Origin of the sequence: Burkholderia sp. CpTa8-5, from assembly GCF_017815045.1 — a bacterium.
GTDB classification, from domain to species: domain Bacteria; phylum Pseudomonadota; class Gammaproteobacteria; order Burkholderiales; family Burkholderiaceae; genus Burkholderia; species Burkholderia sola.
The window spans coordinates 1-14618 of sequence record NZ_JAGIQD010000004.1 but is presented as its reverse complement, the minus strand read 5'-3'; the positions used below and the strand labels follow the sequence as shown (position 1 = coordinate 14618).

Genomic DNA, 14618 nt, shown 5'->3' with positions numbered 1-14618 from the left:
GGGTTCAAGGGTGTTTACTTCTAATACTCTCAAACCATCCGCTGGGGAGTTTTCCACAGACACCCCAACCCCTGAACACCCACAGGCAACCCGAGCCATCGTCATGTGAAACAAATGCCCAAATTCGGGGTTCACGGGAAATCGCTTGCAGTACAAGGACTTGGCTGACTTTCTTCGCTTTGTTTCACGGAATTCCAGGTCACCGTCAGCAGGATGGACTCGCCGAGCCGATTTCTGTGCAAAACGACGTAAATTCACAACGGACCCTCGAAACAAGTATCGATAAATACGTATTTCGTTATGATTGCCACATTTCATTGTCTGTGAGCATGGCCATGACCCTGGACGAAATGCGTCAAGTCATTCGGGAAGAACTGGAATCGCTGCGCGCAAGCGGTGCACGGCGTCAGGAATTGTCGCTGCATGCATGCAAGCGCTTGTTCTTCGATCTCGGCATCCGGCCGTCGGCCGCCAACGTCCGCGATCTCACCCAGACCGGCAGCGCCAGCGACATCCCGAAAGACATCGATCATTTCTGGGAGCGCATCCGTTCCGCTTCCAAGATCCGGCTCGACGGCGCGGCGATCCCGAAAGCTGTCGAGGAAAAAGCCGGCGCGTTGCTCGGCGCACTCTATGAAGAGGCATTGAAAGCCGCACGCGACAGCCTCGATGGAGACCGCGAGCAGGTCCGCGCCGACATGGCCGACGCGGAACAGCGGTTGCGCGACGCAACTATCCGTCAGGAGACGCTCGAAGGCGCGCTCGCGCGCGGGGAAGCGAGAAACGAGCAATTACAGGCGCGGGTGACCGAACTCGAGGTGCAGCTCGCGTCCCAAACCACCCACGGTTCGGCAAGTGAAGCCACGTTGCTCACCACAGTCGCTCGACTGGAAAAGGAATTGGCCGCGGCTGCCGGCCGGATCGATGCCGAGCAAGCGCAGAACGCCGCGCTACGCGACCGCATCGATGCGCTGCAGGCCGAATTGCAGCAGCGCACCGAGCATTACGCGCAGCAAATCAAGGATGCGGTGGCCGAAGCCGAACGCCGCGTCAAGCCGATGCTGGTCGAACTGGATTCGTTGCGCAGCATGGCGTCGACGTACCAGAGCGGGTTGCGCGACGTCCAGCGCAAGGAATTCGATTTCCTGCAGCAGTTGAGCTCGGCCAAGGCGCGCGCCGACCGGCTCGAAGAACAGTTGCGTACCCAGAGCGACGAACTGGAGCGCGCCACGCGCGACGTGAATTCATTGCGCGCGAACCGCGGAATGAATCCGGAAATCGCCGCGCTGATCCGGCGCCTGGCCGAGGCGGGACGACTCGATGCCAACGCGTATGCCGCGATCGGCACCTCGCTGGATCACGAGATTCCGGCGCCGACCCGGTGCCCGCATTGCGACGGCGAACCGGAACTGTCACATGGCAACGAGGGGTTTGAAGTCGCGTGCCCCGAGTGCGAGCACGCGTCCGGCGCATGGCCGTCCCGCTTCGAAGCCGTCGCGCGTTTTGCGCAGACCTGACGTGGAAGCCGGCAGCGCCTCACAGGTGAGAAGATCCGGGAAGCTTGAGGTGAGGTTTTTCGGGAGCTGTGAAACGGTGAGGCTGCGCCACACAAGGCTGCTCACGGATCGTTTCCGTGAGCAGCCGTTTCCCGATCAGTGAGTTTCGTCGCGGTCGGGCGCGTCACCGTTGCTGTCGGCCAGCCCGTCACGCCAGTTTTTCCAGGCGCGATGCAGGCGATTCGACGAGATCGGCCGCATGAAGCCCAGCCATTTGCCGACGCGCTCCGGCGGCACGTCGTGCTCGAACAGTTCGGCCGCGTAGCTATTGCGCAGGGTTTGCGGGCTGGCGCGCGCCGTGCGTGACGATGTGAGCCCGGCCGATTCGACGATCGCGTCGATCGCGCGCAGCATCGTCGCCTTGTGCATCGGCCGCCCGGCATGCGATGCGGGGAAGACGAGTTCTCCTGGAATCTCCTGGCGTTTGCGTTCGGTGAGCCACGCTTCGAGCAACGCGATCGCAAACGAGGCCAGATGGGTGTCGCGCGAGTAATCCGGATGCGTCGACTCGATCCGCAGCGACGTGCCGCTCGTATTGATGCAACTAATCGTAAGTGCGCGCGCTTCGCCGGTTTTGATGCCGGCGCCAAGAAACGCGGCGACGAGCGCACGGTCGCGGCGTTCCTTCCAGTACGCGGAACCCGAGACGCCGATCGGCGAAAACAGATACGCGAGCAACGTCGCCCGTTCCGCCGGCGTGAGGAAACCGGTCGGTTCGTTGTCGCGTGCCTTGCGCCAGTTCGCTTCGCCATCCTGAGCAATGAAGCGGGCCGGATTGGTCGATGCGTACTCGGTGCGGCGGACATGATCGAGCACCCGCTCGATCAGCCGGAGATAGCGCATTCGCTGGGTTTTCTTGATCGGCAGTTCGCCGACGAAATTCGCAATGGTCGGCGTATCGACCGTCGCCAGGTTCTTTTGATGGGCGCGCATCCACGTGAGAAACGCACCCCATTGCGCGCGATACACGTCGGCCGACGAGCGGCGATAGTCCTGCATCGCCAGCCACGCGTCGAACGCGGCTTCGGGCGAGGCGACCCAGTCGGACGCATCGCGGTCGAACAGATCCTTTTCTTCCGGCGAGGCGGCGGTGTCGGGAGAGGCGGGAAGGGACATGGCATTAATTCCGTTAGTTGCGTACATAGTAGCCCTTTTCCGCAACGTATCGGGCAGCAAGCGGGTGAACCGGCCGCCATGCGCGACGGCCGGGGCCGGGCCGTCAGTCGCCCCACGCCTTGGACTGGCGGTGCGGGCGCGCGGGACGCGCGGTATCGTGCGCGTTTGCCGCGGCTTCGTACGCGAGCACGGCAAACGAAAAGACCGCCGGCAGCGCATTCGAGCGCCCGAAGTCGATCGGATCGTCCGTTTCGGGAAACGTCATGTCCGACGGCCGTTCGAACAGTTGACGCATGCCCGCGTCGTGTCGGCTGGCAAAGCCGAGATCGGCGAGCGCTTCGGCTTCGATCGCATGCAGCAGGCGCCACGTCAGCGGCACGCGCTGACGGATGTAGCGCGCCGCGATATGGCGAACGATCAATTCGAGGTCATGCGCGGCAGCCTTGAAGCTGAGCGCGGCCAAATCTTGTTCTTCTGTCATTGCAGGCTCCTGTCGACCGGGACGGGCGCCTCGGTGCGCCGGCTCCGGCCCATGCATGGCGGAATGTCCGTATACTGTACAAACATACAGTATTTTCCGCAACTGGCCTGCGACTGACCTTTTAGCGTGAACAGGCCCTGGCTATCCGCGCCGTCAGCGATGGATCACGATCAGCAATGCCCGCGCTTCGGCCTTGCCGGGATTGCGGATCGCATGCGGCTCGTCGGCCGGGTAGCGCGCGGTGTCGCCCGTCTTCAGCCGGCGGCTGGCCGCGGCGGCCTCGATTTCCATCGCGCCCTGCAGCACGGTGAGGTGCTCGCGCGTGCCGGGTTCGTGCGCGTTCGATACCAGTGCGCCGCCGCCCGGCAGCGTCAGCTCGTACCACTCGAACTTGCCGGCGAGGTCGATCGGGCCCCATACGCGCAACTGGTACCGGCCGTCGTGGCCGGCGAGCGTCGGAATGTCGTGCGGGCCGTCCACGCGGATCGTCTCGGGCGCCTTCGGCTGCGAGAACAGTTCGTCGAGCGTGATGCCGAGCGCGTTCGTCAGCCGCCATGCGACGGCGATCGTCGGGTTGGCCTTGTCGCGTTCGATCTCGGAGAGCATCGATTTCGATACGCCGGCTGCGCGCGACAGGTCGTCGAGCGTCAGCTTGCGCTCGTTGCGCAGCCGCTGGATCTGCTCGCCGACGCGCGGCGGAGTCGCGGCCGGTGGTTGCGGGGCGGCGTCGGCGGGCGTGCGCCGCGATCCGGAGGAACTTGCCATTTGGATTCCGTTCGCTTAGAGTTGTTCGATATTTCGAATTCTAGTTCGGAATATAGGATAAATGCGGTCAACCGAACGACCGACTATAACAGTAGCAAGCCGTTGCGCCGCCACGAGCCGTGCGCCGCGGAATGCGAAACCCTGTCAGGAGCTTTGCGATGCGTGATGCCTTTCTCGCCCAGGTGCGCGGGACGCTCGACCAGATCCGCGCGGACGGTTTTTACAAGACCGAGCGCGAGATCGCGAGTCCCCAGGCGGCAGCCGTGCGGCTCGCCGGCGGCGCCGGCGTGCTCAATTTCTGCGCGAACAACTATCTGGGTCTGGCGAACGATCCGCGCCTGATCGACGCGGCCAAGGCCGGCCTCGACCAGGACGGCTTCGGCATGGCGTCGGTGCGCTTCATCTGCGGCACGCAAACCGTCCACAAGCAACTGGAAAGCGCGCTGGCCGCGTTTCTCGGCACCGAGGACAGCATCCTCTATTCGAGCTGCTTCGACGCGAACGGCGGGCTGTTCGAGACGCTGCTCGACGAGAACGACGCGGTGATCAGCGACGAGCTGAATCACGCGAGCATCATCGACGGCATTCGCCTGTGCAAGGCGAAGCGCTTTCGCTACAAGAACAACGATCTGTCCGACCTCGAGGCGAAGCTCAAGGAAGCCGATGCCGCGGGTGCGCGCCACAAGCTGATCGCGACCGACGGCGTGTTCTCGATGGACGGCATCATCGCCGATCTGAAAGGCATCTGCGATCTCGCCGATCGCTACGGCGCGCTCGTGATGGTCGACGATTCGCATGCGGTCGGCTTCATCGGCACGCACGGTCGCGGCACGCCCGAGCACTGCGGCGTCGAAGGCCGCGTGGACATCATCACCGGCACGCTCGGCAAGGCGCTCGGCGGCGCGTCGGGCGGCTATGTCGCCGCGCGGCGCGAGGTGATCGAGCTGCTGCGCCAGCGCTCGCGTCCGTATCTGTTCTCGAACACGCTCACGCCGAGCATCGCCGCGGCATCGCTGAAGGTGCTCGAACTGCTCGGCAGCGACGAAGGCGCGAAGCTGCGCGAGCGTGTGCGCGAGAACGGCGCGCGGTTCCGCAAGCAGATGACCGAAGCCGGCTTCACGCTCGTGCCCGGCGCGCATCCGATCATTCCGGTGATGCTCGGCGACGCGCAGCTCGCGACGAACATGGCCGACAAGCTGCTCGGCGAAGGCGTCTACGTGATCGGCTTCTCGTTCCCCGTGGTGCCGCGCGGCCGGGCGCGCATCCGCACGCAGATGAGCGCCGCGCATACGCCCGAACAGATCGACCAGACGGTCGCCGCGTTCGTGCGTGTCGGCAAGTCGCTTGGCATCATCTGACGGAGGCGCGACCATGAAAGCACTGGCAAAGCTCGAACGCGGCCCCGGCCTCACGCTCACGCGCGTGAAGCGCCCCGAAGTCGGCCACAACGACGTGCTGATCAAGATCCGCCGCACGGCGATCTGCGGCACCGACATCCATATCTGGAAGTGGGACGACTGGGCGCAGAAGACGATTCCGGTGCCGATGCACGTCGGCCACGAATACGTCGGCGAGATCGTCGAGATGGGGCAGGAAGTGCGCGGCTTCGCGATCGGCGATCGCGTGTCCGGCGAAGGGCACATCACCTGCGGTTTCTGCCGCAACTGTCGCGCCGGGCGCCGGCATCTGTGCCGCAACACGGTGGGCGTCGGCGTGAACCGCGAAGGCGCGTTCGCCGAATACCTGGCGATTCCGGCGTTCAACGCGTTCAAGATTCCGCCGGAGATCTCCGACGATCTCGCGTCGATCTTCGATCCGTTCGGCAACGCGACGCATACGGCGCTGTCGTTCAACCTCGTCGGCGAAGACGTGCTGATCACCGGCGCGGGCCCGATCGGCATCATGGCCGTCGCGATCGCGAAGCACGTCGGCGCGCGCAACGTCGTCATTACCGACATCAACGACTATCGGCTGGAGCTCGCGCGCAAGATGGGCGCGACGCGCGCGGTCAACGTCGCACGCGAGTCGCTGCGCGACGTGATGGCCGACCTGCACATGACCGAAGGCTTCGACGTCGGTCTCGAGATGTCCGGCGTGCCGAGCGCGTTCACGAGCCTGCTCGAGGCGATGAACCACGGCGGCAAGGTTGCGCTGCTCGGCATCCCGCCCGCGCAGACGGCGATCGACTGGAACCAGGTGATCTTCAAGGGGCTCGAGATCAAGGGCATCTACGGCCGCGAGATGTTCGAGACCTGGTACAAGATGGTCGCGATGCTGCAGAGCGGCCTCGACCTGTCGCCGATCATCACGCATCGCTTCGCGGCCGACGATTACGAGCAAGGCTTCGCCGCGATGCTGTCCGGCGAAAGCGGCAAGGTGATTCTCGACTGGACCGTCTGAGTCGGGGGGCGACAGAGCCGGGGCGGCGCGGCACGTTGGCCGGCTGCCCCGTTTTCGTTTGCACACGCACGCACCGTCGTGCATCGAAACGCGTGATTCAACGCTTGAGGTGAGGTTATTCGGGAGCGGTGTTCGCGCGCCGAATCGTCGCACGATCCCGCATAGGTGACGTGTAATGGCAGATTCGCTTCACCTATCGGCAGCCGCTTCGCTTCTCGCCGTCACGCTATTCGGTGCTCGTTTTTCCTCTTCCATGCACTTCCCCGCTTCGTTTGGCGCGCGAGCGTTCGCCCGCAACCTTAGGCGGCATCGTACCGACCCGGAACATCAACCGTGAGCCGCATGCAGCGCTGCGACTCACTGAGACGAAGCGCGATCGGCCTCGACCGGTGCGCCCCCCCCACTTGATCCGTTCACCCTCGAATCCGCGCGGATCGCGCTGAAGGCTCAGCGCGACGAGCCGGCGCTTCGCGCGAGATTCAGCCCTCCCACCGGCAGGGCTTTTTTCATCCGGGTATTGACGACGGAGAACGATCGTTCTACCGTAAACCGATGAACACACCTCTCGACTCCTCCGGCGAACCGGGCGTTCGCGACCGGCTGCTCGACGCGGCCGAAGCGCTGATCTATTCGGGCGGCATCCATGCGACCGGCGTCGATGCGATCGTCAAGCGATCCGGCGCGGCGCGAAAGAGCTTTTATTCGCATTTCGAATCGAAAGAGGCGCTGGTCGTCGCCGCGCTCGAACGTCGCGACGCGCGCTGGATGCGCTGGTTCGTCGACGCCACGCTGGCGCGCGGCCACGCGCCGCGCGCGCAACTGCTCGGCATGTTCGACGTGCTGCGCGACTGGTTCGGGCAGCCCGACTTTCACGGCTGCGCGTTCCTGAATGCGTCGGGCGAGATATCCGACGCCGACGATCCGGTGCGCGTCGTCGCCCGCATGCACAAGGCACGCCTGCTGGCATTCGTGCGCGAGCGCTTCGACGCCTACGCCGACGAAACCGGCGTCGCGCGCCGCGGGCTCGCACGCCTCGCACGTCAGTGGCTCGTGCTGATCGACGGCGCGATCGGCGTGGCGCTCGTCAGTGGCGATGCAAACGCCGCGCGCGATGCGCGCGCGACGGCTGAACTGCTGCTCGATACCGTATCGCGGTAGCCGACGCAGCGAATCCGAACCGGCTGCGTGCGTTCGCAGCCAGAACCCTGAACAGGAGCAATCCATGTCCGCTTCCCCCGAAGTTCGTCCGCCCGTTCCGCCCTTCACGCTTGAAACGGCGCGCCAGAAAGTGCGCGCCGCCGAGGACGGGTGGAACACGCGCGATCCGCAACGCGTGTCGCTCGCCTATACGCCGCAAAGCCGCTGGCGCAACCGCGCGGAATTCGTGACGGGCCGCGACGAGATCGTCGCGCTGCTGCAGCGGAAGTGGGCGCGCGAACTCGACTACCGGCTGATCAAGGAGCTGTGGGCGTTCGACGGCAATCGCATCGCGGTGCGCTTTGCGTACGAGTGGCATGACGATGCCGGCAACTGGTTCCGTTCGTACGGCAACGAGAATTGGGAGTTCGACGAAAACGGCCTGATGGCGCATCGTCACGCGAGCATCAACGATCTGCCGATTCGCGAGGCGGACCGTCTTTATCACTGGCCGCTCGGCCGTCGTCCGGACGATCATCCGGGGCTGTCCGACCTCGGGCTGTGATGCTCGCGCCCGTTCGAAGGAGCGGCGAACGCATCAGCGGAGGTTCAATGGTGAGGAAATTCGGGAGCCTTCCGCTGAAGGTGAGATTTTTCGGGACGAGGTGAAATGTCGCGTCGAACTGTGTGCGTTGAACAGGTCGACGCGACATCGCACGGGTAAAGCGGTGCATACGTCGACGTGCAGCGGTGTGCGTCACCGTGCGATGCATTTCACCGATCGTGTCGAAGCGATCGTGCATTGACGATCGGTGTGCGCGAGCGACACGTGCAACTCATCGATCGGATCATCTTTCGGCTTGCGATGAAAAACCGCGCAAGCAGTGCGCGTTGCGATGCGTTGTTGCTCACCGCTCGACTTCACGCCGACGCATCGGCGGAGTCCGCACACGTGCGCGACCGCATCGTGCGTCGCTCGCCGCAGACCGATTCACGAAGCGCCGCCCGGCGCGCGCGCCGGGCACGACCCTCGACCCTCAGCCCGCGATCCGCGCGGCGATCGCCTCGCCCACTTCCTGCGTGCCCGCGTTGCCGCCGAGATCGCGCGTACGCGGCCCCGTGCGCAGCACGTCCTCGATCGCGGCGACGATCGCATCGTGCGCGTCGCGTTCGCGGCCCGTGCCGTTGCCGAGGAAATCGAGCATCATCGCCGCCGACCAGATCATCGCGACCGGATTCGCGATGTATTGCCCCGCGATGTCGGGCGCCGAACCGTGCACCGGTTCGAACAGCGACGGGAACGTGCGATCGGGGTTCAGGTTCGCCGACGGCGCGATGCCGATCGTGCCCGTACAGGCCGGCCCGAGATCCGACAGGATGTCGCCGAACAGGTTCGACGCGACGACGACGTCGAAGCGGTCCGGCTGCAGCACGAAGCGCGCGCACAGGATGTCGATGTGCTGCTTGTCGACCGCGATTTCCGGATAGCGTTCGGCCATCTCGGCCGCGCGCGCATCCCACCACGGCATGCTGATCGCGATGCCGTTGCTTTTGGTCGCGACGGTGACGCGCTTCGCGCGCCGCTGCGCGAGCTCGAACGCGAATTTCAGCACGCGCTCCGTGCCGTGCCGCGTGAAGATCGACTGCTGCATCACGACTTCGCGCTCGGTGCCTTCGAACATCGTGCCGCCGACCGACGAATATTCACCCTCGGTGTTCTCGCGCACGATCATGAAATCGATGTCGCCCGGGCGGCGGCCGGCGAGCGGCGACGGCACGCCGTCGAACAGGCGCGCGGGCCGCAGGTTGATGTACTGGTCGAATTCGCGGCGGAATTTCAGCAGCGAGCCCCACAGCGAAATGTGATCGGGCACCGTCGCCGGCCAGCCGACCGCGCCGAACAGGATCGCGTCCATGTCCGACAGCTGCGCTTTCCAGTCGTCCGGCATCATCGTGCCGTGCTGCGCGTAGTAGTCGCAGCTCGCCCAGTCGATCTCGACGAAGTCGAAGCGGATGCCGAAGCGCGCGGTCACGGCGGCGAGCGCGCGCAGGCCCTCGGGCATCACTTCGCGGCCGATCCCGTCGCCGGGGATCACGGCAATCCTGTAAGTCCTGTCGGTCATGCAAATCTCCTTGTCTGGTTGGCCGGCTGCCGGGAAGGCAACGGCCCGTCACGTCATTCTATTTATTTCCATCTGGATTAAAATCGCTCAAAAGTTAATCGACTTTCCACGAATCGTGAATAAATCGCCGAACCTCGACGACCTGCGCGTGTTCAGCCTGGTGGTCCGCCTCGCGAGCTTCAGCGCGGCCGCCGAGCAGCTCGCGGTGTCGCCCGCGTATGTCAGCAAGCGCGTCGCGATGCTCGAGGCGCAGCTCGGCACGCGCCTGCTGCATCGCTCGACGCGCCGCATGACGGTCACCGAAGCCGGCGAACGCGTGTTCGCGCGCGCCGAAAAGATCCTGGACGACGTCGATCATCTCGTCGAGGACGTGTCGACCACGCGCACGGTGCCGCGCGGCACGCTGCGCATGTCGAGCAGCTTCGGCTTCGGCCGGCACGTCGTCGCGCCGGCGCTGCTCGACTTCAGCGCGCGCTATCCGCAACTGAACGTGCGGCTCGATCTGTTCGACCGGATCGTCGATGTGGCCGGCGAAGGCTACGACCTCGACGTGCGCATCGGCGACGACATCGCCGATCACCTGATCGCGCGCCGCCTTGCCGCGAACCATCGCGTGCTGTGCGCATCGCCCGACTATCTCGCCCGCCGCGGGACGCCGCGCTCGCTCGCGGATCTGGCGTCGCACGACTGTCTCGCGATCAAGGAGCGCGATCATCCGTTCGGCGTATGGCGGCTGACCGTGCGCGGCGAAACGGCGACGGTGAAGGTCGGCGGCGCGCTGTCGACGAACCACGGCGAGGTGGCCGTGCAATGGGCGCTGGCCGGGCGCGGGATCGTGCTGCGCTCGATCTGGGAAGCCGGGCCGCTGATCGAGCGCGGTGCGTTGTGCCGCGTGCTGCCGGACGCGGTCCAGCCCGCGAACATCTGGGCCGTGTATCCGGAGCGCGTCGCGGCGTCGGCGAAGGTGCGCGTATGCGTGGATTTTCTGGTGGAGACGCTGGCCGGCCTGAATGCCGCCGCGGGTGACGATACGGCCTGAAACCGGCTAAAGGTGAGCTTTTACGGGGGGCATGCGCAGGCACCGTCGACGATGCCTGCGGGCGCGTCACGCCGCGTGTCGCGCACCGAGCATCAAGTCGAGATTCTGCACGGCGGCGCCGGATGCCCCTTTGCCGAGATTGTCGAACACGGCGGACAGCAGCACCTGGCCGCCGTCTGCGTTGACGAACACGCCGAGCCGCAGGTCGTTGGTGCCGTTCAGCGTTTGCGGATCGAGATGCGTGGCCGCGCGTGTGTCCGCGAGCGGCATCACGTCGACGTGACGCGCGTCCGCGTAATGGTGCGCAAGACACGCATGCAGCCGCTCACCGGTCACCTCGGCCGGCAGCAGGCGCAGCTCGATCGGGATGGTGAGCACGATGCCTTGCCGATAGGCACCGTAGGCCGGCACGAAGAACGGACGGTGCGCGAGCCCCGCATGCTGCCGGATCTCGGGCACGTGCTTGTGCTCGAGCGAGAGGCCGTAGACCTGCAGCGGCAACGCGTGTGCGGCGGCGTCGCCCGATTCGAACGCGTCGACGGCGGCCCTTCCGCCGCCCGAGTAACCGGACACCGCGTGGATGCTCACCGGGTAGTCGCGCGGCAGCAGCCCGGCCTGCAGCAGCGGGCGCAGCAGGCCGATCGCGCCCGTCGGGTAGCAGCCCGGATTGGTCACGCGCTTCGCCTGCGCGATGTGTTGCGCTTGTCCGTCGGCCATCTCGGGAAAGCCGTAGACCCAGTCGGGCTGCGTGCGATGGGCCGAACTCGCGTCGATTACGCGTACCGCCGGGTTCCGGATGAAGCCGACCGCTTCGCGTGCGGCCGCATCGGGCAGGCACAGGATCGCGATATCGCACGCGTTGAGTGCGTCGGCGCGGCGGGCCGCGTCCTTGCGTTCGGCGGCGGGAAGCGTGAGCAGCCGCAGGTCGGTGCGCTCGCGCAGACGCGCGTGAATCTGCAACCCGGTCGTGCCCTGGTCGCCGTCGATGAAGACAGTGGGGAAGCTCATGATGGTCGTGTGCGTCGCGTTCGGTCGTCGGGGGAAACCGTATCGTCCACCGAACGCCTAGAATAGGAAAAGTTGAATTTGCTGACCATCTGATTCAGCTTTTCTGAACGAGAGGTGTGTGATGCGCGAGATCAGTCTGGACCGCCTGCGTACGCTGGTCGCGATCGCTGACCACGGATCCTTCGTGGCGGCGGCGCAATGGCTTCATCTCGCGCCGCCGACCGTCAGCCTGCATGTCGCCGAGCTGGAAAGCCGCATCGGCGCGCCGCTGCTGTCCCGCACGCGCGGCAACGTGCGTCCTTCGGTGATCGGCGAAGTGCTGGTGGAGCGGGCGCGGCGTCTGCTGGCGGAAGTCGAATCCACGCTGGACGACGTGCAGCGACAGGTGCAGGGGTTGACCGGGCGCGTCCGCCTCGGCGCATCGACCGGCGCGATCGCGCACCTGTTGCCGCAGGCGGTGGCCGGATTGCGCGCGCAGCATCCGGATATCGACGTGCAGATCGCGGTGCTCACGTCGCAGGACACGCTGGCACGCCTTGCGCAAGGCACGCTCGATGTCGGGCTGGTCGCGCTGCCGCAAGCGCCGGTCGCGGGGCTGTCGATCCACCCGTGGCGTCGCGATCCGGTGATGGCCTTCCTGCCCGCGGACTGGCCGCTTCCGGCGCGTGTGACGTCCGCGTATCTGGCCGAGCGGCCGCTGATTCTCAACGATGCGACGACGCGCCTGTCGCGGCTCACGACCGAATGGTTCGCGCTCGGCGGCCACCGGCCCGAGCCGCGGATCGAACTCAACTACAACGACGCGATCAAGAGCCTGGTCGCCGCAGGATACGGCGCGACGCTGCTGCCGCATGAGGCGGGCGCGCCGCTGCCGGATGCGCGCATCGTGATGCGGCCGCTACGCCCGGCGTTGTGGCGTGAATTGGGGATTGCGCATCGAGCCGGCCCGGTCGAACGGGCGACGCAGCACGTGCTCGATGCGCTGCGGGCGCTCCGCGCGCGATAGCGTCCGTCGTGCGGCTGACGCGCGCGAGCCGTGCGGCCCAACGCGCGTTCAGAGCCGGTTGTCCTTCGCGAGCGTGAGCACGCGCGCCCAGCGCTGCGCATCGCGCTTGTCCATCATCGGCAGCTTCCATTCGCCGCGCACGGCGTCGCGCACGCGCACGACGAGATGCCAGCGGCCGTCGATCGGCGCGGCCTCGCAGCCGTCGAGCTGCGACAGCGTATAGCGGCCGTCCGCGCCGTCATGCGACAGCCACAGCAGCCCTTGCGTCGCGGACACGCGCAACTCGCCCCACGCGCGATGCACGATATGCGTCCAGCCTTCTTCCTTCGTGTTCGGTGCGATGTCGCGACGGCGCTTCAGCCACCACGCGATCAGCGCGATCAGGAGCGCGGCGGCCAGCACGGCGGCCGCGATCGCGACCGGCGGGCCGAACTGCGCGGCGATGACGTGAAACAGGTGAACGGCGCCCCAGCCCAGGGCGATGAGCGCGAGCAGCGCAATGAAAATCGGCATGTCGAATCGGAAAGGAGGACGGGCCGGCGCAGGCGGCGCGCTGGCCCGTGGCACACGGCATTACCGGCGGCGGTGAATGTCGTGCGTGACGAAGCCCGCGTCGTTGACGGGCAGCGCGAGGCCGTCCTTCACCGCGAGCGTCTTGCGGATGTCGTCGAGACCCGCGGACCAGTGGTCGCGCATCGTCGACAGACCGAACTGATAGTCCTTGTAGTGATGCTCGTACGCTTTCTGCTGATAGATCAGGTGCTGGATGTTGTACTTCTTGCCGCTCGACATCGCTTCGGCCTCGATGCACCACGGATCGTTCTTGCGCTGTTCTTCCGGCACCTGTTCGAGCACGTGGCGCAGCACGTTGCGGTAGCGCTGTTCGCGCTGCAGCGTGTCGGTGACGAAACGCGTGCGGCTCGAATACTGCACGTCCTTCGTGCGCTCGGCGACGTCGGCCATCGTGCGCGGCAGCGGCCCGCGCGCGCTCCACAGATCGACCTGGAACGCGAGCGTGTCGCTGCGCGGGCGGGCGCGCAGCACTTCCATCAGCGGCGTGTTCGACACGACGCCGCCGTCCCAGTAGTACTCGCCGTCGATCTCGACGGGCGGGAACGCGGGCGGCAACGCACCGGACGCCATGAAATGCTCGGGCTCGAGACGGATGCGCGAATTGTCGAAGTACACGAAGTTGCCGGTACCGACGTTGACCGCGCCGACCGACACGCGCGTCTCGCCCGAATTGATCCGGTCGAAATCGCACAGTTTCAGCAGCGTCGTGCGGAGCGCCGACGTGTCGTACCAGCTGATTTTTTCCGGATGGTCGGACACGCCCGGCAGCGGCGGCGGAAAGCGCGGCACGAAAAAGCCCTGCTGGCCCTGCATCATCGCGCTGGCGGCCTGCGACGCGGTGAAGAACGTGCGGATCTGATCGATGCTGTTGAACAGCGCGAATTCGAACGCGGCCGGAATCGTCGGGAAGAACGCCGGCTGGCAGATCGTTTCCCAGAATTCGCGCAGGCGCTCGACGCGATGCTCGGGCGCATTGCCGGCGATCAGCGCGGTGTTGAGCGCGCCGATCGAGATGCCCGCGATCCAGTCGAGCGGAATGCCTGCTTCATGCAGCCCTTCGAATACGCCGGCCTGATACGCGCCGAGCGCGCCGCCGCCCTGCAGGACGAGCGCGATCGTTTCGTACGGCAGCGACCGCGCAGCGGCCGGCGCGCCGGCTTCGTGGCGCAGGTCCGCCGCATCGACGGCCTGCTTTTCTGTACGCGCGTGCGGTTTCATCAGTTGCTCCGAGAAATCCCGCCGTGGACGGCGGTGATGGATGGCGTGACGTCGATCGACGGCACGCCATCTCGAGAAGGGCGGTGGCGCGGAAGTCGCCTACCGTCGGGGAAACGCCGGCGTTACTGCATGAACCAGCCGTGGCTGACGACGAACGACTGGCCGGTGAGCGCGGCGCTCGGGAACGCCGACAGGA

At 66.0% G+C, this 14618-nt stretch carries 14 protein-coding genes; 7 read left to right on the top strand and 7 right to left on the bottom strand.

Going from position 1 to position 14618, the window contains the following annotated elements; translation table 11 throughout:
* The first annotated feature begins 335 nt into the window (after window positions 1-335).
* Complete coding sequence (locus J8I35_RS08060) at window positions 336-1517, top strand: DNA-binding protein (RefSeq protein ID WP_175973643.1); 1182 nt, start codon at window positions 336-338, stop codon at window positions 1515-1517.
* A 135-nt stretch (window positions 1518-1652) separates the two neighbouring features.
* Here J8I35_RS08060 and J8I35_RS08055 read toward each other — a convergent pair whose 3' ends face one another.
* From J8I35_RS08055 to J8I35_RS08045, 3 genes are all read right to left on the bottom strand, one after another.
* Window positions 1653-2672, bottom strand: coding sequence for a tyrosine-type recombinase/integrase (locus tag J8I35_RS08055; protein WP_209924953.1), 1020 nt, complete (start codon window positions 2670-2672; stop codon window positions 1653-1655).
* 103 nt (window positions 2673-2775) lie between these two features.
* Window positions 2776-3153, bottom strand: a complete 378-nt coding sequence (locus J8I35_RS08050) for a DUF2471 family protein (RefSeq protein ID WP_050013480.1) — start codon at window positions 3151-3153, stop codon at window positions 2776-2778.
* Between the two features lie 153 nt (window positions 3154-3306).
* Window positions 3307-3918 carry an XRE family transcriptional regulator gene (locus J8I35_RS08045; RefSeq protein ID WP_050013481.1) on the bottom strand — a complete coding sequence of 204 codons (612 nt, stop codon included), beginning with the start codon at window positions 3916-3918 and terminating at the stop codon, window positions 3307-3309.
* Between the two features lie 158 nt (window positions 3919-4076).
* Between J8I35_RS08045 and J8I35_RS08040 the strand changes: the two genes are divergently transcribed.
* From J8I35_RS08040 to J8I35_RS08025, 4 genes are all read left to right on the top strand, one after another.
* Window positions 4077-5276: a glycine C-acetyltransferase gene (locus J8I35_RS08040; RefSeq protein WP_126368374.1), complete on the top strand. Its 1200-nt coding sequence runs from the start codon at window positions 4077-4079 to the stop codon at window positions 5274-5276.
* 13 nt (window positions 5277-5289) lie between these two features.
* Window positions 5290-6318: an L-threonine 3-dehydrogenase gene (gene tdh, locus J8I35_RS08035; protein ID WP_006480187.1), complete on the top strand. Its 1029-nt coding sequence runs from the start codon at window positions 5290-5292 to the stop codon at window positions 6316-6318.
* Window positions 6319-6870: 552 nt separating this feature from the next.
* A complete protein-coding gene (locus tag J8I35_RS08030) occupies window positions 6871-7476 on the top strand; it encodes a TetR/AcrR family transcriptional regulator (protein ID WP_124556606.1) in 606 nt (201 codons plus the stop codon).
* Window positions 7477-7540: 64 nt separating this feature from the next.
* Window positions 7541-8020, top strand: a complete 480-nt coding sequence (locus tag J8I35_RS08025) for a nuclear transport factor 2 family protein (protein ID WP_050013484.1) — start codon at window positions 7541-7543, stop codon at window positions 8018-8020.
* Window positions 8021-8492: 472 nt separating this feature from the next.
* Here J8I35_RS08025 and J8I35_RS08020 read toward each other — a convergent pair whose 3' ends face one another.
* Window positions 8493-9578 carry a tartrate dehydrogenase gene (locus J8I35_RS08020; RefSeq protein ID WP_050013485.1) on the bottom strand — a complete coding sequence of 362 codons (1086 nt, stop codon included), beginning with the start codon at window positions 9576-9578 and terminating at the stop codon, window positions 8493-8495.
* Between the two features lie 115 nt (window positions 9579-9693).
* Between J8I35_RS08020 and J8I35_RS08015 the strand changes: the two genes are divergently transcribed.
* On the top strand, window positions 9694-10617 hold the full coding sequence (locus J8I35_RS08015; protein ID WP_209924952.1) for a LysR substrate-binding domain-containing protein: 924 nt from the start codon (window positions 9694-9696) through the stop codon (window positions 10615-10617).
* Between the two features lie 66 nt (window positions 10618-10683).
* Here J8I35_RS08015 and argC read toward each other — a convergent pair whose 3' ends face one another.
* A complete protein-coding gene (argC, locus tag J8I35_RS08010; protein ID WP_209924951.1) occupies window positions 10684-11625 on the bottom strand; it encodes an N-acetyl-gamma-glutamyl-phosphate reductase in 942 nt (313 codons plus the stop codon).
* Window positions 11626-11746: 121 nt separating this feature from the next.
* Between argC and J8I35_RS08005 the strand changes: the two genes are divergently transcribed.
* Window positions 11747-12631: a LysR family transcriptional regulator gene (locus J8I35_RS08005; protein ID WP_050013488.1), complete on the top strand. Its 885-nt coding sequence runs from the start codon at window positions 11747-11749 to the stop codon at window positions 12629-12631.
* Between the two features lie 48 nt (window positions 12632-12679).
* On the opposite strand, the gene J8I35_RS08000 is transcribed toward J8I35_RS08005, so the two are convergent.
* Window positions 12680-13144: a hypothetical protein gene (locus J8I35_RS08000; RefSeq protein ID WP_050013489.1), complete on the bottom strand. Its 465-nt coding sequence runs from the start codon at window positions 13142-13144 to the stop codon at window positions 12680-12682.
* A gap of 60 nt (window positions 13145-13204) precedes the next feature.
* A complete protein-coding gene (locus J8I35_RS07995) occupies window positions 13205-14422 on the bottom strand; it encodes a patatin-like phospholipase family protein (protein WP_050013490.1) in 1218 nt (405 codons plus the stop codon).
* Between the last annotated feature and the right edge of the window lie 196 nt (window positions 14423-14618).